19 protein-coding genes are annotated in these 20341 nt (G+C 62.5%); 9 read left to right on the top strand and 10 right to left on the bottom strand.

Going from position 1 to position 20341, the window contains the following annotated elements; genetic code table 11:
- Window positions 1-90: 90 nt before the first annotated feature.
- The 4 genes from KYX69_RS11655 (at window position 91) to KYX69_RS11640 (ending at window position 10146) form a co-directional block, all read left to right on the top strand.
- Window positions 91-1917: an AAA family ATPase gene (locus KYX69_RS11655; RefSeq protein WP_300497416.1), complete on the top strand. Its 1827-nt coding sequence runs from the start codon at window positions 91-93 to the stop codon at window positions 1915-1917.
- Entirely contained in the window at window positions 1914-2558 is a 645-nt protein-coding gene (locus tag KYX69_RS11650; RefSeq protein WP_367280199.1) for a 4Fe-4S single cluster domain-containing protein, read from the top strand. The genes KYX69_RS11655 and KYX69_RS11650 overlap by 4 nt, the downstream gene beginning before the upstream one ends.
- Window positions 2559-2749: 191 nt before the next feature.
- On the top strand, window positions 2750-8833 hold the full coding sequence (locus tag KYX69_RS11645; RefSeq protein ID WP_300497414.1) for an AAA domain-containing protein: 6084 nt from the start codon (window positions 2750-2752) through the stop codon (window positions 8831-8833).
- Complete coding sequence (locus KYX69_RS11640) at window positions 8830-10146, top strand: hypothetical protein (RefSeq protein WP_300497412.1); 1317 nt, start codon at window positions 8830-8832, stop codon at window positions 10144-10146. The genes KYX69_RS11645 and KYX69_RS11640 overlap by 4 nt, the downstream gene beginning before the upstream one ends.
- Here the strand turns inward: KYX69_RS11640 and KYX69_RS11635 are convergent, their stop codons facing one another.
- Window positions 10147-10782, bottom strand: a complete 636-nt coding sequence (locus tag KYX69_RS11635) for a thermonuclease family protein (protein ID WP_300497411.1) — start codon at window positions 10780-10782, stop codon at window positions 10147-10149.
- 74 nt (window positions 10783-10856) lie between these two features.
- Here KYX69_RS11635 and KYX69_RS11630 point away from each other — a divergent pair, with 74 nt between their 5' ends.
- Window positions 10857-11846, top strand: coding sequence for a hypothetical protein (locus tag KYX69_RS11630; protein WP_300497408.1), 990 nt, complete (start codon window positions 10857-10859; stop codon window positions 11844-11846).
- A gap of 29 nt (window positions 11847-11875) precedes the next feature.
- Here the strand turns inward: KYX69_RS11630 and KYX69_RS11625 are convergent, their stop codons facing one another.
- Genes KYX69_RS11625 through KYX69_RS11615 form a run of 3 tightly spaced genes read right to left on the bottom strand, consistent with a single transcriptional unit; the run spans window position 11876 to window position 13280 of the window.
- Window positions 11876-12262 carry a nuclear transport factor 2 family protein gene (locus KYX69_RS11625; protein ID WP_300497405.1) on the bottom strand — a complete coding sequence of 129 codons (387 nt, stop codon included), beginning with the start codon at window positions 12260-12262 and terminating at the stop codon, window positions 11876-11878.
- Between the two features lie 53 nt (window positions 12263-12315).
- A complete protein-coding gene (locus tag KYX69_RS11620; RefSeq protein ID WP_300497404.1) occupies window positions 12316-12795 on the bottom strand; it encodes a carboxymuconolactone decarboxylase family protein in 480 nt (159 codons plus the stop codon).
- A 29-nt stretch (window positions 12796-12824) separates the two neighbouring features.
- Entirely contained in the window at window positions 12825-13280 is a 456-nt protein-coding gene (locus KYX69_RS11615) for a carboxymuconolactone decarboxylase family protein (protein WP_300497401.1), read from the bottom strand.
- A gap of 164 nt (window positions 13281-13444) precedes the next feature.
- Here KYX69_RS11615 and KYX69_RS11610 point away from each other — a divergent pair, with 164 nt between their 5' ends.
- A complete protein-coding gene (locus tag KYX69_RS11610) occupies window positions 13445-14380 on the top strand; it encodes a sigma-70 family RNA polymerase sigma factor (protein WP_300497398.1) in 936 nt (311 codons plus the stop codon).
- Here the strand turns inward: KYX69_RS11610 and KYX69_RS11605 are convergent.
- The 5 genes from KYX69_RS11605 to alr all read right to left on the bottom strand — a co-directional run bounded on the left by KYX69_RS11605 (window position 14345) and on the right by alr (window position 18101).
- Window positions 14345-14713 carry a group III truncated hemoglobin gene (locus KYX69_RS11605; RefSeq protein WP_367280198.1) on the bottom strand — a complete coding sequence of 123 codons (369 nt, stop codon included), beginning with the start codon at window positions 14711-14713 and terminating at the stop codon, window positions 14345-14347. The genes KYX69_RS11610 and KYX69_RS11605 overlap by 36 nt on opposite strands.
- Before the next feature lie 114 nt (window positions 14714-14827).
- The gene (locus KYX69_RS11600; RefSeq protein WP_300497393.1) at window positions 14828-15139 is read right to left on the bottom strand and encodes a hypothetical protein; all 312 of its coding nucleotides are present in this window, start codon (window positions 15137-15139) and stop codon (window positions 14828-14830) included.
- A 198-nt stretch (window positions 15140-15337) separates the two neighbouring features.
- Window positions 15338-15685 (bottom strand): RidA family protein, encoded by a 348-nt coding sequence (locus KYX69_RS11595; RefSeq protein ID WP_300497391.1) that lies wholly within the window; start codon window positions 15683-15685, stop codon window positions 15338-15340.
- Between the two features lie 20 nt (window positions 15686-15705).
- Window positions 15706-16962 carry a D-amino acid dehydrogenase gene (locus KYX69_RS11590; RefSeq protein WP_300497389.1) on the bottom strand — a complete coding sequence of 419 codons (1257 nt, stop codon included), beginning with the start codon at window positions 16960-16962 and terminating at the stop codon, window positions 15706-15708.
- The gene (gene alr / locus KYX69_RS11585; RefSeq protein WP_300497386.1) at window positions 16959-18101 is read right to left on the bottom strand and encodes an alanine racemase; all 1143 of its coding nucleotides are present in this window, start codon (window positions 18099-18101) and stop codon (window positions 16959-16961) included. The genes KYX69_RS11590 and alr overlap by 4 nt, the downstream gene beginning before the upstream one ends.
- Before the next feature lie 120 nt (window positions 18102-18221).
- Here alr and KYX69_RS11580 point away from each other — a divergent pair, with 120 nt between their 5' ends.
- Window positions 18222-18668, top strand: coding sequence for an Lrp/AsnC family transcriptional regulator (locus KYX69_RS11580; RefSeq protein WP_367280197.1), 447 nt, complete (start codon window positions 18222-18224; stop codon window positions 18666-18668).
- On the opposite strand, the gene KYX69_RS11575 is transcribed toward KYX69_RS11580, so the two are convergent.
- Window positions 18621-19079: a hypothetical protein gene (locus tag KYX69_RS11575; protein ID WP_300497384.1), complete on the bottom strand. Its 459-nt coding sequence runs from the start codon at window positions 19077-19079 to the stop codon at window positions 18621-18623. The genes KYX69_RS11580 and KYX69_RS11575 overlap by 48 nt on opposite strands.
- Window positions 19080-19339: 260 nt before the next feature.
- Here KYX69_RS11575 and KYX69_RS11570 point away from each other — a divergent pair, with 260 nt between their 5' ends.
- Window positions 19340-19672 carry a hypothetical protein gene (locus KYX69_RS11570; RefSeq protein WP_300497382.1) on the top strand — a complete coding sequence of 111 codons (333 nt, stop codon included), beginning with the start codon at window positions 19340-19342 and terminating at the stop codon, window positions 19670-19672.
- 201 nt (window positions 19673-19873) lie between these two features.
- A complete protein-coding gene (gene rnk / locus KYX69_RS11565) occupies window positions 19874-20293 on the top strand; it encodes a nucleoside diphosphate kinase regulator (RefSeq protein ID WP_300497379.1) in 420 nt (139 codons plus the stop codon).
- Window positions 20294-20341: the final 48 nt, after the last annotated feature.

The raw sequence follows: 20341 nt of genomic DNA, 5'->3' as shown, positions 1-20341 counted from the left end.
TGGCAGCATTGTGTTAAGCCGCCGACCCGATAGTCTGGGCTGCGGCGCACCGTTGGGAAGGTGCGTCATCCGGAACGGGGGATTGCAGCGGTGGGGGAAAAAGACGTGCGGCCGCGTTGGGTTCGCGACCTGACCCGGTTCCTTCCGCTCAAGAGCCAGTTTTTGCTCACCGGCAACATCAGAGACCTGCAGATTCGCGATATAGGCGGCGTGGCCGTTGCCGCACCGCTCTCTGACGTTCTAGCGGCCACGCTTTACGATGCAGGATACGCAGGCGTCGTTCGCTACGACCCTGTCGGGGGCTGCACGGTGCTGCCGCGTCCAGATGGATCGCCTGCGGATGCCGATGGCATTCTCGCCAGGCTCGGCCTGACCCCAGCCAATGGCCGAGCTCTAGCCGGCACCGATCTCTTCGGGGTCACGCTCGAGCGACTCGTCGCGCTCGACGGAGCGCCGATCGCCTTAGTTGCTGACTTCGCTTCGCGTCTCGTGGTTCGAAACGATGCGCTATCGCCGCAAGAGCAAGCGCTGTTCACCCGCGCGCTCGTGCTGAGCCAATCGGCCCAGGCCCAGCCCGTGGGGCCCGACCGCGCGCCTCGCTACAATTGCATTGTCTGGGTCGCTGAAAGGGAGGGGGACCTTCCCGATTGGCTCACGATTGAGAATCCGCGGCTCCGTCACATCCCGATTGCGCCGCCTGATCGAGCGGCCCGCGGCGCCGTCGCGCCATCGCTCGTGCGCGGCATGCCGGGTGCGCGCGAAGCCGAAAAGGCGGTGGTCGATGCCGCCGTGGCAGACTTGGTCGATGCCACCGAGGGCATGTTGCTGGTTGATTTAAGTGCTGTCGCCCAACTCGCCCGAACAGAAGGCGTCCAGGTGCAGGATGTTGGGGAGGCTGTCAGGCGCTACAAGGTGGGCGTCACTGAGGACGCCTGGCGCAAGATTGAGCGTGAAAGGATCCGCGGTGGGGCTGAAGCAATAAGGCGCCGCGTCGTCGGGCAGGATCATGCCGTTGTTCACATGCTGGATATCGTCAAGCGAGCGGCTACGGGGATAGGCGGCGGCCGACGCGGCGGCCGGCCACGTGGTATCGCGTTTCTTGCCGGACCTACCGGCGTGGGTAAGACCGAACTCGCCAAGACCGTAACTGAGCTGCTTTTCGGGGACGAGAGCGCATACATCCGCTTCGACATGTCCGAGTTCAGCGCCGAGCACGCTGACCAGCGGCTCATCGGCGCGCCGCCGGGCTATGTCGGTTATGACGCAGGTGGTGAGCTTACGAACGCCGTGCGCGAGCGCCCTTTCGCCGTCGTGCTCTTCGACGAGATCGAAAAAGCTCATCCGCGCATTCTCGACAAGTTTTTACAGATCCTGGACGACGGGGTGCTGACCTCGGGCCGTGGTGACCGGGTCTATTTTTCCGAGGCCCTGATCATCTTCACGTCGAACCTTGGCATCTACTCGACTGCGCCGGATGGCAGTAGGAAAGCGAATGTCACGCCGGACCAACCCTTCGAGGAGGTCCGTTCACGCGTGCGCGCTGAGATCGGCAATCACTTCAAGCTGGTTCTCAACCGCCCCGAGATCCTCAACCGGTTCGGCGAGAACGTAATCGTCTTCGATTTCATCCGCCCGGCGGTGGCCGAGGAGATTTTCGCATCGATGGTGCGCTCGGTGCTGGCAGACGCTGAGTCATCGGGCCACCGCGTGACGCTGTCGTCCGAAGCGTGGGACGCGCTTCGGCATCTGTGCACCGCGGACCTCTCGAACGGCGGTCGCGGCATCCGTAATCAGATTGAGGCTCACCTGATAAATCCGCTCGCTCGCGCGCTTTTCGATCGTGAAAGCGACGCGCCCGTCAAAGTGCAGCGAGTTGAGGCTGGCACGGTCACAACCCTCATCTTGGAGGACGCGTGACGCACGCGTTTATCTCAAGGCTGCACTATCCGGTGAGTGCGCTTGGGCCAGGCCAACGGGTCGGCTTGTGGTTCCAGGGATGCTCCATAGGGTGCCCTGGTTGCATCTCAATGGACACATGGAAGCCGGGCCTCGGTGCCGCCCTCATGGAAGAGATCCTGGGTCAGCTGAGCGCGATGGCCCACGAGGCTGATGGCCTAACAGTGTCCGGCGGTGAACCGTTCGACCAGCCAGATGCTCTGGCCGTTATTCTTGCGCATTGGCGCGCCATCGCCGGCACGACCACGCTCGTCTTCACTGGTCGGGAGCTTAGCGAGGTGGAAAGTTGGCTCTCCGATCATCCTGATCTGATCGATGCGGTAATTACCGGCCGCTTCCGTTCGGAGCTTCCGCAGACGCTCGCTTTGCGGGGGAGCGACAATCAGCGCATTCATGCGCTGACCGCCGCGGGTGCTGAAATGCTGTCCTATGATCGTCCGGCCACAGCTGCGGACCGCCGGCTCGATGTCACATTCGACGAGCAAGGTCATGCTTGGTTGGCCGGCATACCCGCGCGCGGTGAATTGGCCAGGCTGAGGCGAGTCCTCGCGGCCGCCGGTCATCAGACCGTCACGTCCGACATGGTGGGAGCTAATTCTTGATTCGGTTTTGCCCCAACTGCCGGTCGGAGCGGCCTCCCAGCGAGACCTTCTGCGAGGGCGAGATTGATGGTTCGCCATGCGACTGGCCGCTATCGTCGCAACCGCTTCGGCCCGAAGGCTGGCGGCCCGAGCAGGTCGCTCCAGTTGATCCGGTCGAGGCCCCAGCGACCCGCTGCGTAAACGGCCACCCAATGGATCTCGGCGACATCATGTGCGCCGAGTGCGGGGGCGATATCTCTGTTGAAGCCGATGCGGCTAATCCTTCGATAGTAGATCGGACGACCGGCGAGCCTGACGCCGTTGATGAAAAAGCTGGTGCGAACAGCGAGGGCGACTCCGAAACCGTTGTCGCGGATTGGCGGCTGATCCGGCGTCTGCCGAGCACCAGCCATGTGCGCGAGCGCTATGAAGCCATTCACAGTGGTGATGCTCGCGCGGCGGTGCTCACCCTCTACGCAAACGGAAGCGAGCCGGACACTGAAGTTTATGACGCTCTTCGCGCGCTGGACCGCGACCATGTGCCTGAGATTTACGAGACCGGGCGCTGGGAGGACCGTGCCTACGAGGTAGCGGAAGATGTGCGCGGCGGCACGTTTGCGGATCTAGGGCTGCTGGCAGACGATGATGCGACAATGTCGAGCATCCTGCGCGAAGTCGGGGGAGCGCTTGCAGCCTTGGGTGAATGCGGGCTGCGTCACCGTGACCTTCGTCCAGGAGCGATACTAGTCCGCCAACGCGAACCACTTGATCTCGTGATTGGCGGGTTCGGTTCCGCTCGCCTTTCCGAGTATGATTTAGACGTCGTCTCGCCGTTGGAGATCACGCGCTACACCGCGCCAGAGGCCGTCGCGGGCGGCGTGGCCGCTGCCAGCGATTGGTGGAGCCTGGGGATGATGATCCTCGAGCAGGTCACCCGAGGGGAATGCTTCGCTGGTGCTGACGATCAGACGTTCCTGATCACCGTGTTGACCAATGGCGCGCCCATCCCTGAAGGTCTGACCGCACGGGTAGATGCTCTGTTACGAGGTCTGCTCTCGCTTGACCGCCACGTGCGCTGGCAATGGGCTGAGGTTCAGCGTTGGCTTGCTGGCGAAGTTCCGGATGCGCCGGCGGCCCTTCGGCAACTCGGCGATCACGAAAGCAAGCGGTCGATCCGTCTGGCCGGTGTGCGGCACGCGAGCCCCGAGCGTTTCGCACTGGCTGCTGCTGATGCCGGCACATGGGACGAGGCGCGCTCAATGCTGCTCGGCGGCGAGGTCGCCACATGGCTTGAGGAGGCCGGGCAGCACGCCCAACTTCGCGCGGACATTCGTTCGATCGCTGCGCTCGAGGACGTATCGGACGATCTGCGCCTCGCGCTGGCACTAAAGGCGCTTAACCCGTCGATGCCATTGGTGGTGCGTGGCGAGATCGTAACGCCTGGCTGGCTCCTCGAACATCCCAACGAGGGTTACGCGCTCATTTCTGGACCTGTTCCGGAACGGCTGGAGCGCGATGACGATGAGGTGTGGTTGGCCCGCCTCAAGCGCCGCGAGGCCCGCGTTCGCGAGCGCGCGCGTCAGCTGGACGTCGAGCTCGACGAGGCTCAGATGCGCGTTGTTGCGCTCTCGACTTCCAAAAGTCGCCTGGCAGCCGTCTGGGACGAGCGTAGGCGCATACTTCCAGACACCGACCATCCCGGATTGCTAGCAATCGTCGAGCGGCGTGTGACTGAGGAAGAGGATCTGATCCTGCTGCTCAGCGCGGCCACGTCGCAGTTCCGAGCCGCAGATGCCATTGTGGACGAGGCGGAGCAGGCCGCCAGGCGGGCTGGCCTTGAGACGTTCGACCGAGACGCCGCTTTGGCTCGAACGGCGACGCCGCGGCGCGCGCTGCATGCTGAGATCGAAGCGCGGCTTGAGGGCTTCGCTCGGTGTGGCATTGATCGTATCGACGAGTGGGGCGACCAATTTCGGCTCGAACGGCGCCTGCCGCTGGCGCGCGCGCTAGCGCTGCTGGCGGTGTCGCCGGAGGCTTGGCGACAGCCGCCGCGCCAAGCCTATGTCGCCACGCTGCTCGACTTCTATGCGCGACGCATCACCGGCGCGATCATGCGTGGCCCTCTGACAAGGCTCATCGTTGGGAAGACGACTGCGCGGATCGACCTAGCCGAGCTCGACAGTCCGCGTCGGACCGCAGGGTCGCTCCTTGACCATGTGCTGCTTCGCAATGAACAGGTAATTGACGTCGACCCACACGCGTTCGCCGAGGATGCGCGTGTCGAGCGGCGGCTGCGGACACTGCACTCTCACGCGACGCTCTACCGCCGCGACACTGGCATCGACGGGCTCTACCTGGGCTTTCCCTTCCTTGTGATGCAAGAGGCCAGCCGCTCGACACGACCGCGGATCGCGCCGATCTTGTTGTGGCCCGTAAAGCTTCATCCAGAGACAGGCTCGCGTGGTCGAGTGACGCTGGCCTTCGACCGCGACCGCGAGGAGGTTCGTCTCAATCCTGCTTTCGAGACCTTATTGGGCATCGACGCCGCACAGCGCTGGCGCGAGGTGGCCGACGAGGTGCTGGGCAGGGCATCTGCAACCGCCGCGGAGGTGATTGAAGCCTTCGGCGAATTGGCGGAGGTTCAAGGACGAACCCTGGTTCCGCTTCCTTCGAAGGACCTGCGCGTAAATGCGGGCGAGGACCGGGTCTTCTGTTCAGCCGCGCTGTTCCACCTGGGATTCATGGGTCAGGCCGTCATGGAGGACCTGCGGCAGCTAAAGGCGATGCCGCCCGCGGGCAGCAGTCTCGAAACGGCGTTCCGCGTGGGCGATGAGATTGAGCGCACGCAAGTGCCGCGGGTTGCCGAACGTGAGCGTTATTTCACCGCCGATAGCGATCCTTCCCAAGAGGCTGCGGTGCTCGAGGCCAGGGCAGGGCGTGGTCTCTTGGTCGAGGGGCCGCCGGGGACCGGCAAGAGCCAGACAATCGTCAACATGGTTGCCGACGCGATCGGCACCGGGCGCAGCTTGTTAGTGGTCTGTCAGAAGCAAGCTGCCCTGGAAGTCGTGCATAAGCGCCTTGAGGCGGCTGGGCTGGGCAATCGCGTCGTCATGGTGAACGATGTCAACAAAGATCGGGAGCCGGTCATCCGCGCCGTTCGCGAACAGCTGGAAGAGATCTTTCAGCGGCCGCATGGCGCATCGGGTTGGCGGCAGCAGCGCGAGCAAGCCGCAGCGCGCATTGAGTCTCTCGAGCGCGACCTGGACGGTCAGCATCGAGCTCTGCACGCGGTCGATGGTCAAACGGGGCTGTCGTATCGCCTCGTGCTGGGCGACTTGATCGGCTTGGCTCGAGAAGGCGTAACGCCCCCGCTTCCATCACTCCGGCATACGTTGGCGTCGCTTGATCCGGGAAGGCTCGCCGTGCTCCAGGAGGTGTGCGCGCCAACCGCACGGCTCTGGCTACCGGCGAGATATGAAGACAGCCCTCTGGCGGAGACGCGTGCGTTCGGCACGGACGATGGCAGCGTCGAGACCTTCAGCGACGACCTGCGGGCCTTCCATGGCGCAGAGACATCTCGGGAAGAGGTGACGGAGCGAACGCCGGACGCACTGGCAATCGAGGATCCCGAGCCCCATCGAGCTTGGTCAGGCGCGAATGGCAGGACGCTGCTTGGCCTGGACGAGAGTGCGAGGGCACGTCTGGCGCGCTGGCTTGACCGGTTTGCGGGTGTTGTTGATCGGGAGCCCGGGACCACAGCTACGCAGGTGGAACTGAGTGAACTCGAGCGGGCGATGCTCGCCTTGCCGGCCGACGATGCGCCGGTGGACGCCGTCGAAGTCGCGCGCGCCATGGACGATGTCGAGCTAAACGATTGGCTCGCGATTTCCGATCGCCTCTTGGCTCGTCCGACGCTGTTCCAGAGGCTGGCCCCCAGCCGCTGGATGGCTGCTTGGCGCCGCCGGAACTTGATGAAGCAGGAAGGTCTAACGGACCGGCAGGCCTTCGGCGCGGCGCTGCACCGTGAGGTTGACCTGCGGCCGCTTCGCTCGAGACTCGTCGATGTGACCGTGGAGGTCGGAGAGCCAGGTGGTCATCTGCCGCCGTTGCGCGTCCCGGATCTGCTGTCGCACGCCCGGACGCTTCAGTCGGAGCTTGCCGCTGCGGAGTCGCTCGTGGCGAGGCTCGAAGCGTATCCTGAGCCGCAAACCGCTAGGGCCATGGCGCGCGCGGCTACCCGTGGGGCGGTCGAAGACCTCATGGAAGGCATCGACCAGGGTCTGGCGCGCCACGCAGCTCGAACCGCGTCGCGCGCTGCGCTGACACGATTGCAGCCATGGATGCAGGACGACTGGGTAGAGGCCCGTGAAGCCGCAATCGCGGCTAACGGTCCCGGTGCTGCAGCTGCCGCGCCGCTGGTAGAGGCATTGCCGCACGTCGCGGCCTACCAGCGTTTCCGTGCCAGGGTGCCGCAGCTGGGCGAGGACGCGATGGCCGTCTTCGCCCAGCTCGCGAGGATACGCGAACGGCTTGAGGATCTCCTCCGGCCCGAGTTGGAGCCGACCGTGCGGCGCATTATGGGTATGGAGGCGCGGCTCGCCTGGAAGTCGCGGATGGAGGCGGCCGACCCCACATTGATGCTGGAGGCCGACGAGCTTGAGGCGAAGGCGGCTTCGCTGAAGACAGCCGACAGCGAAATGCGTGGCCTCAACCGCCGGCTGTTGGTCGACGGGTTAGATGCAAGCAGGCTGCGGCCGCTTCGTGAGTGGGAAGATATTACGAGGTTGCGCGGCGTTCGGGCCCGGCGGTTGCGCGAATTTGTTGAGCGCGGTGCCGACCTCGGCTTGATGCAGCTACGCCCGGTTTGGCTGGTCAACCCCGATGTCGCAAGCAGACTGCTTCCGCTGCGCAAGGCGCTGTTTGACACGGTCATCTTCGACGAGGCCTCACAGATGCCCGTCGAATATGCGCTCCCTACCCTTTACCGAAGCGGCACGATGATCGTGAGCGGCGATGAGAAGCAGATGCCACCCACTGCCTTCTTCTCGAGCCGCGTGGAGAGCGACGAAGCGGAGGTTTTCGAAGGACAGGCGGCCGAAGAGGACCTACCTGAGGAGGAGCGCGAGGCGCTCGAAGAGACTTGGAACCGCCGCGAGATCAAGGACTGTCCCGATCTCCTGCAGCTCGCGAAGACCGTGCTGCCGTCGACCACGCTGCAGATCCACTATCGGTCTGCTTATCGTGAACTCATCCAGTTCTCCAATGCGTCATTCTATGTAAATCGCCTGAGCGTCCCAGCCCGTCACCCGGCGGATGAAGTCCGGCGCAAGCGGCCTGTCGAAATGATCCGCGTCGACGGGACTTATGTCGATCAGACCAACCCGGAAGAGGCCGAGCGGGTTGCCGACGTCCTGCGGGACATCTGGGCTGGCACAGGCATGGGCACAGCTCCGCCCACGATCGGGGTGGTGACCTTCAACCGTAAGCAGGCAGACCTGATTGAAGAGGTGCTCGAGGAGCGGGCCGAGGGTGATGCTGCCTTCCGCACGGCGCTCACGCGTGAGCGGGAGCGCGTCGAGGCCGGCGAGGACATGGGCCTGTTCGTCAAGAACGTCGAAAACGTGCAGGGCGATGAGCGCGATGTGATCATCTTTTCGTCGACGTTTGGCCGTAACGCGCAGGGAACCTTCAGGCGTTCGTTCGGCGTGCTAGGGCAGACTGGCGGCGAGCGGCGCCTAAACGTTGCCGTCACCCGCGCGCGACAGAAGGTGATCCTTGTCACTTCGATGCCGATCCCGCTTATCTCGGATATGCTTTCAACTCGGCGGCAGGCGGCCAGTCCGCGCGACTTCCTGCAAGCCTATTTCGAATATGCCCGGGCGCTCTCTGACGGTGACCTGGATGCAGCCGACGCCCTGCTCATGCGGTTGACGCCTGAGCAGCGTCGTCAACGCTTGCGTCACGAGGGCGGCGACGGGCTGGAAGCGGCAGTGGCCGATCAAATCCGCTCGCTTGGTTGGGAGCCGGCATCGGTGGGTGATGACGGAGCCTTTGGGCTCGATTTCGCGATCGAAGATCCTCGCACGGGCCTTTATGGCATCGGGATCGAATGCGATGCTCCGCGGCATCCGTTGCTGGAAAATGCGCGCGCCCGCGAGATGTGGCGACCGGCCGTGCTGCGGCGCTCCATCCCCAGGATCCACCGTGTCTCATCGCACCGCTGGTTCCATGAGCCGGAACTGGAAATAGAGCGGCTACGCGTGGCGATCACCGCGGCGATGGGAGTGCAGGCGTGAGCGGACCGAAAGTCGTGCGGATCGTAACGCGCGAGGAAATCCTGGAAATCTGCCGGGGCCATTTGGCGCGGGTCGACGCGGCATTGGAGGAATGGACTAGGGTCGGGCGAAGAAACGAATGCATTGATGAGGATGCATTAGCCATAGCCACCCGACGGCGGGACGCATTGGCGGCTCTGATCGCTGCGGACCGGTTCATGGATGTCCAGAAGCAGGCACCAATCGAAGAGGAGTTTTTGCGCGCTGATATGCAGCGCAGGCTGGCAGCCGTCGTAGCTGAGCAGGCGGCAGCCCGCTCAAAGGAACGCCGCGACCGAGACGCTGCAGCTTCGCTCCTTCGACGTTTGCGTGAACTTGAGATTCCGCTTGAACCTGAGCTAACCTCCAAGTTGGAGCGGGGCGACGCGCAGGCGCTGACCACCGGGTTTGCCATGCTGGCGGACGTGGCGGTGGAGAAGCGAGCGGCCCATGGTCTCGCAGCGAGTCTCAAGGACAATTCGCCCGCGCAAACGTTTGCCGATTGGCTTGCTTCGCAGCCGGCGGGACCCGCCGACCCGGCAACGGAGAAGATAGCGGCAAGGCTAGACGAACTCGACACGATCGGTGAGGTGGACACGGCGAATGCGAGAATGCGTCTTGAAGAGGCAGCCTCGGCGGCTCCAAGCCGACGGAAGTTGTTGCTCGACGGCCTGGAAGTAGAGACCGGCCGCGGTCTCACTGAAGCTCGTCTGCGGGCATCGCTTCGTGGCGAGCTCTTGCTGCTACGCGCTGAACTGTCAGCGGCTGGGGGTATTGTTTCAGAAGGCAGCGTTGATGGCTTGAACGCTGCCACGCTTGAGGCCGAGATCGCTTCGGTTCGTGCTGCTATTGAGGAGTTGCGTGCCAAGCGTGCCGCCGCTGCGCGCCGCTTGGCTGTGCTCGAAGGGCTAGCCAGCCTTGGCTATGAAGTTGCCGAGGGCATGTCGACATCCTTGGCAACAGATGGCCGCCTCGTGCTTCGGAGCGCCGCGCGGCCGGACTATGGCGTCGAAGTCAGCGCAGTCGCAGGGGCTGAGCGCATGCAGATGCGCCCTGTTGCATTCGAGGCGGGCGGGATTGGGCCCGATCCAAGTCGCGATCGAGATGCCGAGACGATATGGTGCGGCGACGTCTCGACCCTTCAGGATGCGCTGGCGAGTGCAGGTGGCGGTCTCGTGATCGAGCGTTCGCTTCCAGTCGGCGCGACTCCGTTGAAGCGGGTTGGAGTCGAGCGGCCGGGCGGGGCCACGTCCGGGGCTGAGGCGCCCGTTCGCCGGGAGCGCACGTTACGTTGATCAGCGGACAGGGCGCCAGCCTGCAGCCGCTGCCTCGCTGGCGCTACAGAACCAGCGTTCGCCTTTCTGAGGATTGATGCGGACCTTAGGGTAGTCCCTTGATCCGGGCAGGTGGTAGATGCGAGCTCCGGTCGAGCCAACATTGCCTTTCACTAGGCACCGCGGGTTGGGCGGCGCCTCCGGAGTGACCTTGGCCGTCTTGGCTCTGCGATAAGCTTCGGGACGCTCGAAGCCGAGCGCCCAGATGCCGCGCCGCGCCGCCTTGGCGCGCGCTTCGGCATCTACGTATTGCAGCGAGTATTTGCGATAAGCGGTTGCCCAGCCGGCCTCCACGAGCGAGCGCCCGACGTCAACGCCTTGAACGCTGCAGCGAGCGACAATGCGCCCGTAGCGGTCTCGCTCCACGGCCACGCACTGCAGGGTCCGACCAGCTATATGCGCTCTTAGCCACTCTGACGCTTCTCGGCCGCAAGCCACCTTAGAAACTGCAGCATTGCACATCTGGGATGCTTCTGGAGCATCGACCCCGAACACGCGGACGAGCTCCCCTGAGATACGCAGCGTGTCGCCATCGACGACGGTCGCCGAACCTCCAAATGTTACCTGCGCAGCCAGTGCTAAAGTGATGAAGAACAAGCGCGACCCTATCTGGCCGTTGAGGCCCATTTGAATATAAGTGTCTGTGGGGAAGGCAAGTCTAAGGGGGAATGATGGTCACGTCGCGGCAGTTTGCCCGTGGAATGGTGCGCACGATGCGTGCGATGGACCGTGCAGCCAAGCAAGCCGAGCGCCAGCGCATTGCAAGGCAAAACGCGCTGCATCGTGAGGCGATGCTAGGCGCCTCGGCGCAGGCAGTTGCCGAATATGACGAGATGGTCGAGGCGCTCACCGGCGCGCATCGCGTAAACTTGAGGAAAAGGGATTGGCTCACCACGGCAACAGCACCCGATGAAGCTCCTCCACAGCGCAAGGACACGCACCAGCAGATCGCGCGGGCCAACCTTGACGCTTACAGCCCTGGTCTTCTGGACATGGTCTTTAGACGTCAGGCTAGGACCATGGCTGCGCTCGCGGATAAGGTCGAAGCGGCGCGGGCGCAGGATGAGGAGGCTCATGCGCGCGCAGTCGAGGCGGCTGCCGGCCGCAACGCGCAGGCTGCTGCGGCTCGTCGCGTTCAGGAGCGAGATCCCGATGCAATGGTCGCTGCGCTGGAGGAGCACAGCGATCTAGGCAGGCTCCCCTTCTCCGTAGAAGGAATCGACACGATGTTCCTTGATGGCCGCATCATTGCGGTCGTGGATGGACTCGACCTTGAGGACATGCCCGAGGAGTCCGTGACCTTGCTCAAGTCCGGCAAGGCGTCCTTTAAGGCCCTCGCGGCTGGTAAGCGGCTGGAGCTGCATCGAAGCGCGATTTGCTCGGCCGCTCTGCGGGTAGCGATAGAGTTCCTCGGGACGCTTCCTCTGGATGAGGTCGAGGTCCTGATGCTGACTGACCTGTTGGATGCGGCGACCGGTCATCTCGACGGCGCTCCGGTGCTACATGTTCGCGTTACCGAGCAGGCGCTGAAAGCCGTGAATCTTGGACGCACCGACGCCTACGCCCTGGTGGAGCGGCTTGGGGGGCACATGAGTTGGAGCCGTCGCGAAGGGTTCCGCGAAATTAATGCCGCCGCGTTTGGGATCGATCTAAGCTCGTGAGGCTCGGAGCCGGCATTGCCAGTTCAATGTCAGGAAAGCGTAACGTAGAGTTCGGCCTCAATGCACCAGGCGGCGCCAATTTGGCGCCATTTCGCTGAATAGATGCCACCGGATTGACGGATGCCGCTGGACGTCGTTCCGACCCAATCTCCCTGCTCGAACGCGATTGGTTCGACCGGGGAGACCGTGATCGTTTGCGGCGTGCGGACATAGATCGAGCGATCCGTTGCTGCGAACTCCCGCTTCCAAGCAATAAGTTGAGCCTTGCGCCCGGAGATGAGCGCGCTGTCGGTGCCGGTGACCAGTATCGCGGCCGGCGCAAGGATCGGTCCGATCGCAGGAAGATCGCCGGCTGCCAGCGCCCGATTGAAAGCGGCGCGCTGGAGGCGGATTTCAAGTTCGGCTCCGGTATGCATCGGCGCCAGCTACTACACGGCGTTCGGACCGCAAAGACGGCTGCAATGATCGATCAGGACAGGCCCGCCTTGTCCAACCCGAACGCCTTGTCCTGCGATCCGGGCACCGACCGGAACGCGATCGAGGCGCGGTTCCAGGCATTGATCACCATCACCATGTAGGTGAGGTGGACCAGTTCGTCCTCCGAGAACTGCGCGCGCGCTGCCGCGTAGACGTCGTCGCCCACGCCCTCCGGGGAGAGCCGAGTGAGCGCCTCGGTCCAGGCCAGCGCCGCGCGCTCGCGATCGCTGAACAGCGTTGATTCACGCCAGATCGCGACGTGGTGGAGGCGAAGCTCGCGCTCGCCGTGCAGTTTGGCCTGCTTGATGTGCATGTCGAGGCAGAAGGCACAGCCATTGAGTTGCGACGCGCGAATCTCGACGAAGCTCAGGATCGTCTGCTCTACTGTCCCCTTCTTGAGCGCGAAGGTGAGCTCGGTCAGCTTCTGCGTTAGTGCCGGAACTTGGCGCATGTGGTCGAGTCGTTCGGTCATGATGTTGATATCCATTCTGTTTGAGCGGGTCAGGGTTTGGCTTTGACCGGCAGCCGGAACGGCGCACCAAGGCGATTGAAGGCATTCATCGCGGCGATAGCGATGGTCAGATCGACCAGGTCGCGCGGCTCAAATGCCGCGGCTGCGGCGGCATAGGCCTCGTCCGAGGCATGGGTCTCGCTGACACGCGTGACTTCCTCGGCCCAGGCCAACGCTGCCCGATATCGCGGATCGAACAGGTGGGGCACCTCAGCCCAGACTGGCAGCAGCACCACCTTGTCGAGAGGCATCGTCTTGAGGAGGTCTCGCGTGTGCAGATCGATGCAATGCGCGCAGCCGTTGATCTGCGATATGCGCAGGAACACGAGATGGATCATCTCCTCGGCCAGATTGGTGCCGGTCGTGATATAGTGGTGCACGCCGAACAGCGCCTGCGCGCCTTTCGGGGCCACTTCGTGCCAGACCAGCCGCTTGATCTCATCCATGTCATCGTCCTTTTGTAGCAGCGTCCAATCGACGCTCGCTGCACTGACGAGGCGGGCTTCCGCGATGTGACACGCCGTCCATAATTTTCGCATCGCCGCCGGTCATGTCACACAGTGCCCGGCTGGCTCGTCAGATCAGGACGCAACCAGAGGAGCAACGCGAGATGGCGAGAGTGGGCAGCGTGGAGACGCCAGGAGCAACGGTCCGACCGGGGTCGCGTCTTGCGGACTTCCAGAGCGAACGGAAGCGTCTTGTTCGCTTAGCGTATCGGATGCTCGGTTCGTTCAGCGAAGCCGAGGATGTCGTGCAGGATGCGTGGCTAAGATGGGAGCAGACGGATGGTGGGATCGACTCCCCGGCCGCTTACCTGACCCGCATAGTCACGCGTCTATGCCTCGACCGCCTCAAGTCCGCTCGCTCGCGCCGCGAGACGTATATCGGACCGTGGCTGCCTGACCCGCTGGTGGGTTCGATAGACCCGGAGGAGACCATCGCGGACGATATCACGGTCACGCTCATGCTCGCCATGGAACGCCTGTCCCCGCTAGAACGTGCGGCCTTCCTGCTCCACGACGTATTCGACGTCGCGTTGAGCGACGTCGCTGTCACGCTCAACCGCGAACCAGCGGCGGTGCGCCAACTGGCTTCGCGCGCGCGAAAGCATGTCCAAGCCGCCCGGCGGCGTTTCAGCGTCGAGGCAGCAGAGGCGGACCGGATCACGCAGGCGTTCTTCGTTGCCGCGCGCGATGGCGATACTGCTTCGCTTGCATCGCTGCTTGCACAAGATGTCGAGATACACTCGGACGGCGGCGGCAAGGTATTGGCCTTCCGCAACGTCATTCGTGGAGCTGATCGCGCGCTGCGTTTGTTCGCTGGCCTGCGGCGCAAGAACGCGCCGACCGCTCAATTGCTGCGCACAGCGCAAATCGATGGTCTGCCCGGTTACATCAGCGTCGATCGTGGCATCGTGCAGACTACGGCCCTGGATATATGCGACGGCAAGATCGCAAGGATCTACATCGTTCGCAACCCCGACAAGTTGAGCCATTTGACGGGCAAGGCGCTAGGCAATACGAGCCCGATGGAATTGCACCCCTAGTTGAAGGCTCTCGGCAATTACGTTTGCCTTTTCCTGAAATATGGCTGCGGCGTCGGCTGAAAGAATGTCTGATGTGGTTTCACGCCACATGTTGAGCCAGCGCGTGAAATTTTGAGCCGTCATTGCCTGCTCATGCCGCAAATGAACAACCATCGGTTGTCCCTTGTAGCGCCCGGTCGAGAGGATCACCGAGGACCAGAACGCCTTAAGGCGTTCTAGGTGGTGTGGCCAGTCGTCAACGGCGGCATTGAAGATTGGACCGAGCTGCGGGTCGGCGCGGACCCGCTCGTAGAACGCTGGAATGAGGCGGGAGATATCTTCTTCTGTGATCATGCCTGACATCTCCGTGCCCCCTACCCTCGACCTTCGTCGGTGGGCGATCAAGTTACACTTCCATCGAGTTCGACACCTCCGTTCCCGCACTAGCAAGCCCGTCGGCGAAAACCTTCAGCGAACCGTCGCCCATAATAGCGCTGCGATCACCACCAGTGGACCGATCACGCCGAGAACACCCGGAACATGGTCGCTCCATTTGCCGTGCAACCGGTCGTAATGATCATCGACGAACGTATCGAACTGCTTGGGCCTGTTTACGTCGGCAGCAATCAGGTTGATCTCAACAAGGCTGAGACCCCGGTATAGGGCAATCATTTCATCGACGTCGACGGCCGTCAGGTTGGGATAGAGCCGTAATTTATTCATGAATTGAGCAGTCGCAGGGTTGAACGGCCGCTGGTGGGCGAGAACGGGTTCGGTCATATCGTTGGTTCCGGATCAGATCCAGCGGGCCGGCCCCGCGTGCGCGTTTCAGCCAAATGAGATGGCGCGACTTGCCGGACGCGCGGCCGGTGCGCGTCCGGCTTACCGGCCGAATTTCAGAGGATGATCCAAAAGCATGAATACGCTGCCACCCTGGCTTGCGACGGCCGTCAGTTCAATAAACTGCGGCGGTGCTGGTCAGGGCAGAGCAGCGGTGACGATGATCTCGACCTTATAGTCGGGAGTTGCGAGCTTGACCTCGCCAGTGGCACGCGCGGGTGCGTTCTCGCCTCCGAGCCACTCTTCCCACACTTCGTTCATCGCAGCGAAGTCTGCCATGTCGGCGAGCCAGATGGTCGCTTGCAGCAGCCGGCTACGATCAGTGCCGGCCTCGCTCAGAAGACGGTCGATCGAGGCGAGAACGGCGCGGGTCTGCGTAGCGGCATCTTCACCGGGTTCTCCGATCTGGCCTGCGAGATAGACGATCCCGCCATGGATAACCGCCTGGCTCATCCTTGCTCCGCTCTCAAAGCGTTTGATCGACATCTGGTGTTCCTTTCGTGCAGTCAGTTTGAGTAACGGTCGAGGCCGAGCCCGGCGATGTCGATCGCTGGTCGCTCTCCAGTCATCACGGCGGCAGCGACCGCGGCGGAGCCGCATGCCATTGTCCATCCGAGGGTGCCATGGCCTGTGTTCAGAAACAGATTGGGCAGCCGCGTGCGGCCGATAATGGGTGGCCCATCAGGCGTCATGGGGCGCAAGCCGCTCCAGAAGTTCGTTGGACCATCCTGAGCGGCTGAAGGAAACAGATCACGCACACAATGCAGCAGCGTTGTCTCGCGCCGCGACGGGAGTGAGCGATCAAAGCCTGAGATTTCCGCCATACCGCCGACGCGGATCCGCTTGCCCAATCGGGTGATGGCGATCTTGTATGTCTCGTCCAGCAACGTCGACACGGGCGCGGAGTCTGGGTCGGCCACGGGCAGGGTAATGGAATAGCCTTTGACCGGGTAGATGGGGAGCCGGACACCAACTTGGCGTGCGAGCAACGGCGAATGGCTGCCGAGAGCAAGAAGGTATGTATCGCCGCGGATTACACCTTTTCTCGTGCGCACACCGCTGATTGAGCCGTGCTCTTCTTCAAGGCCAAGGATCTCCGTCGAGTAACTGAATTCGACGCCTGCATTCGCAAGCCGCTCCGCAAGACGCGTGGTAAAGAGGTGGCAGTCGCCCGTCTCGTCGTTGGGAAGGCGCAGCCCGCCCGCGATACGATCTCGCGCAGCGGCTAGACCTGGTTCGGCAGCGACGCACCCTTGCCTGTCCAGCAGCTCGAACGGCACACCGTATGACCTGAGCACTTCCACGTCTTTGCCACTTGCGTCCAACTGCTTGGCTGTCCGGAAAAGTTGCAACGTCCCGCGCGATCGCTCGTCATACGCGATGCCCAGAGAAGCACGAATGTGAACGAGCTCGTCACGGCTGAACTCGGCTAGGCGAACCATGCGGCTCTTGTTCAGCGCATATCTGGCCTCCGTGCAGTTGCGGAGCATCGCAGCCAGCCAAGTGACCATGGCCAGATCGGCTGCGGGCCGGACAATAAGCGGAGCGTGCCGCATCATCAGCCAGCGGATCGCTTTCATTGGGATGCCCGGGGCTGCCCATGGAGACGCATAGCCCGGCGAGACTTCGCCGGCATTGGCAAAGCTCGTCTCGAGTGCCGCGCCAGGCTGGCGGTCGATCACGGTCACCTCATGCCCTGCTCGACGCAGATAGTGCGCCGCAGTAACGCCAATCACGCCAGCTCCCAATATGACAGCTTTCAACGTCCGTCTCCCGGTGTCGGCATGGCGCTGGTATTACCATCGAGGTAGACGCGCGCGTGGCGAGGCCCCAGTTGCGTCAGGATCTCGTAGGGGATCGTTTCTGCGTCGCCCGCTACATCCTCAAGGGACTGCATTGGACCAATGAGGTCAACGAAGTCCCCTTCATGAAGCTCGCCGAATTCGACAGCCGAGATGTCGATGGCCATGCTGTCCATCGATATCCTTCCAATGATGGGTAACCGGGTGTCACGGAACCAGGCGGCGCCGACGTTCCCAAGGCGGCGGGGCCATCCATCGGCGTAACCGACACCAATGGTCGCGACCCGCCGAGGACCTGGCGTTGCGTAAGTGTGGCCGTAGCCGACCGCGCTGCCGCCAGGAAGTTGCCGAATTTGGAGGATCCGGCTGCGAAGGCTCACGACCGGCATGATGCCCAGGCACTCGGACTGCGGCGGAACGCCGTAGAGCGCGATGCCCGGACGGACCAGCTCGAGATGGTAAGCCCCGGATAGGAATGTTCCGCAGCTGTTTGCGATGGAACGCGGGACACCGGGGAATCTGTCGGCGACTTTGCTAAAGCGGCGCAGTTGATCCTCGTTGACCGGGAGGCGAGGTTCGTCGGCACACGCCAGGTGTGTTAGCACCAGTCTCAGAGCGAGCTCCTCGGGCAATGAGGGATCCTCAGCTAGTTGCTCAACCACGGGCTCCGATATGCCCAGGCGCGACATCCCGGTTTCGATTTGAATCGCCGAGGGCAACGCGACGCCGCGCCGCCGTGCCTCGGATCGCCACCGTTCAATCTGCACGCGCGAATTGAGCACGGGCACAAACCCGGCGTTTGCACAGGCAGCCTCACCTCCAGGATCAAGACCGTTCAGGATGAATATGGTGCAATTCACCGGCAACGTTGGGTGCAAATCCAGCGCTTCGCATAACTGGGCGACAAAGAACGTGCGGCACCCTTCGAGATACAGTGCAGACACGACTGGTCGAGCGCCAAGACCGTAAGCATCGGCTTTGACGACGGCCGCGCACTCCGCCGGCGACACATCGTCGCGCAGCACGCGATAATTCGCACGCAAGGCGCTCAGATCGATGACGAGCTGGCTTGAGAACGTTGGGCAACCAGTCATGTTCATTACTTCCTCCCCGCAGCCAGTCTGGACGAAGCAGATGTAGTTTTGTGATCGATTCTGCGTAGAAGCCTGCTATTTTGAACGCACAGCCGCATAATCTGCGACAATCTGGGGAAACACGCGTTGATCGCAATCGATAGTCTCGACCGCAGGATATTGAACCAACTCCGTTTGAATGCGCGCGTCACGAACAGCGCGTTGGCCAAAGAGGTGGGTCTCTCTGAATCAGCTTGCCTCAGAAGATTGAAGCTTCTCGAGCGCAGCGGCGTGATCCGCGGATACACGGCAATCATCTCGGGCGGCGACCCGGACGAAGGGATCGATGCGGTCGTGCAGGTTGAGCTGGAAAGGCAAACGGAGGAGTATCTGACTCGTTTTGAAGCGGCAATGCGCAAGCATGCCGAGATCCGGGAATGGTATCTGCTGAGCGGCGCTGGAGACTACATGCTTCGTCTGCGTGTTTCCGACATGGAGGACTATGCGCTTTTCCATCGTGACGTGCTGTCACGGCTTCCTGGCGTTTCAAGGATCAACTCCAGCTTTGCTATGAGGAGCCATCGCAAGGCCTGAAGCCGCATAGGTCAAAACTGCCGCACTGGCGCGAGGTGAGAGCGGTTGTGGTCGGTGTTCCCAGAAAAGCCAGCACAGCAAAATGATCGTGATGATGGCGACGGCTATTTGGGCGGAATTGATCAGTCGCCGAGCGGGAACGATTTGGTGGTCGCACAGGAACTGGTCAAGCTTGCTGCGAACAACGTCACTGGACCGAAGCCGCCGAAGCTGTTTCGGTGTAGCTTTTCGAACGAAGGCGAGCACCTCCCGGAAGTCGGTGTGCGATAGCTCGGGATATCGTGCGAGGAGAACAGCGATGCGGCCGTCCGGATAGGCGGCGGCGCTGATGCCGAATTCATTATGCCGACGGCGCGCCTTCTTACGCCGCGGTTGCAGCAAGGATGTCCGCCGACTGATGCGGGATGACATTTTATGACTCCGGAAAAACCTCCGGCGGCTCGATCAGGGCAAAAGCGCCCTCTCCGCCCACTGGCGATCTACGGTGTCCGTTCAGATCGCGACCGTTAGCCGAACGCGGGATCGAACGCGCCCGGCGTCAGCCGCCGAATTTGAGGGGATGATCCGTGCCTTGGTGGAACCCGCATGTCATGCCGCTAAGGTTAGCCCTGCCGGGAATATAAGCAAGTATCGTGCTGCATCGTCATGAAACCACAAGGAATTAGCCATCCATGCTGAGGCTGCTGCTGTCCGTCATTGTCGCGCTCTTGATCACGATCGCTACGATCTGGATCAATCCGTCCACAGACGAGCGCGCTATGTATGGATTCGAAGGACCTTTGGAGCAGAATTGGTTACCGCGCGAGGTAGGTGGATGGCCTGCACCGTTCCTGGCGGACAACCCGAATACATCGGTCATCCACAAGATCGGAGTAGAGGATAACTTCCGCGCCGGCTCCTTTTTGGGCTCGCTAAGTTTTTGGCTCCTCGTCGTTTTGATGTCGCAGCGTTTCTGCCGCTGGGTCGCGCGAGCAGTTGGTGCAAGTGGTCGAGATGGCGTTTGACATGCGGTGGCCGCAGGCACATCTTGGGACGATGAAGCTCCGCGTGCGCCATCTCCGACGCCGCCTCCACGCAGGCCAACTCCTCGCGGGCATGTAGCCCCGGGCTCTCCCAAGGCATGTCCCGAAGAGCTCGGGGCCCCTCGCATCACGACACATCGGCTCGGCGCTCAATCTGGCGTCGGCAATCCCGGAGATTTTATCATGAGCGCTACAAAGGCGGCATCCAAGCGGCCGCAAATCCATATGATTGAAGAGGAGGCGGACAAGTTGTCCGACCTTGCACTCAGCGTCGAGGACCGGCTTCCGCAAGTTTGCGAGATGTTGATCCGGGAAACTTCGCGCGCTCGGTTGCACAGCGCAGCGACCATCCCCGTCGATGTCGTCACGATGGGTTCGTCCGTTGAATTCGTGGACGAAGGAACCGGTGCACGCCGCACAGTCCAGCTGGTCTTCCCGCCGGACGCTGACATTTCTGCAGGCAAGGTGTCGATCCTAACCCCTGTCGGAGCGGGGCTTATTGGATTGCGAGAGGGTCAGTCGATCCTTTGGCCCGATCGCGAGGGCCATGAGCGAACGCTCGTGATCAAGAAGGTCATTCAGAAGTCAGCAGCAGCTGCATGACTGAAAAGTGCCGGTTCGGAATTGGATCCTTCCTCAGCCGACCGGCAC

Origin of the sequence: Sphingomonas sp. (genome assembly GCF_030145815.1) — a bacterium.
Lineage (GTDB): Bacteria > Pseudomonadota > Alphaproteobacteria > Sphingomonadales > Sphingomonadaceae > Sphingomonas.
Note: the sequence above shows the minus strand (reverse complement) of the source record. Positions and strands in the feature narration are given on the sequence as shown.

What these genes read in the sequence shown, in the direction of transcription:
- KYX69_RS11645 (WP_300497414.1), top strand. Translation starts at nt 2,750, where the DNA reads ATGGATCTCGGCGACATCATGTGCGCCGAGTGCGGGGGCGATATCTCT.
- KYX69_RS11630 (WP_300497408.1), top strand. Translation starts at nt 10,857, where the DNA reads ATGGTCACGTCGCGGCAGTTTGCCCGTGGAATGGTGCGCACGATGCGT.
- KYX69_RS11625 (WP_300497405.1), bottom strand. Translation starts at nt 12,262, where the DNA reads ATGCATACCGGAGCCGAACTTGAAATCCGCCTCCAGCGCGCCGCTTTC.
- KYX69_RS11620 (WP_300497404.1), bottom strand. Translation starts at nt 12,795, where the DNA reads ATGACCGAACGACTCGACCACATGCGCCAAGTTCCGGCACTAACGCAG.
- KYX69_RS11615 (WP_300497401.1), bottom strand. Translation starts at nt 13,280, where the DNA reads ATGGATGAGATCAAGCGGCTGGTCTGGCACGAAGTGGCCCCGAAAGGC.
- KYX69_RS11610 (WP_300497398.1), top strand. Translation starts at nt 13,445, where the DNA reads ATGGCGAGAGTGGGCAGCGTGGAGACGCCAGGAGCAACGGTCCGACCG.
- KYX69_RS11605 (WP_367280198.1), bottom strand. Translation starts at nt 14,713, where the DNA reads ATGATCACAGAAGAAGATATCTCCCGCCTCATTCCAGCGTTCTACGAG.
- KYX69_RS11600 (WP_300497393.1), bottom strand. Translation starts at nt 15,139, where the DNA reads ATGACCGAACCCGTTCTCGCCCACCAGCGGCCGTTCAACCCTGCGACT.
- KYX69_RS11595 (WP_300497391.1), bottom strand. Translation starts at nt 15,685, where the DNA reads ATGTCGATCAAACGCTTTGAGAGCGGAGCAAGGATGAGCCAGGCGGTT.
- alr (WP_300497386.1), bottom strand. Translation starts at nt 18,101, where the DNA reads ATGAACATGACTGGTTGCCCAACGTTCTCAAGCCAGCTCGTCATCGAT.
- KYX69_RS11575 (WP_300497384.1), bottom strand. Translation starts at nt 19,079, where the DNA reads ATGTCATCCCGCATCAGTCGGCGGACATCCTTGCTGCAACCGCGGCGT.
- KYX69_RS11570 (WP_300497382.1), top strand. Translation starts at nt 19,340, where the DNA reads ATGCTGAGGCTGCTGCTGTCCGTCATTGTCGCGCTCTTGATCACGATC.
- rnk (WP_300497379.1), top strand. Translation starts at nt 19,874, where the DNA reads ATGAGCGCTACAAAGGCGGCATCCAAGCGGCCGCAAATCCATATGATT.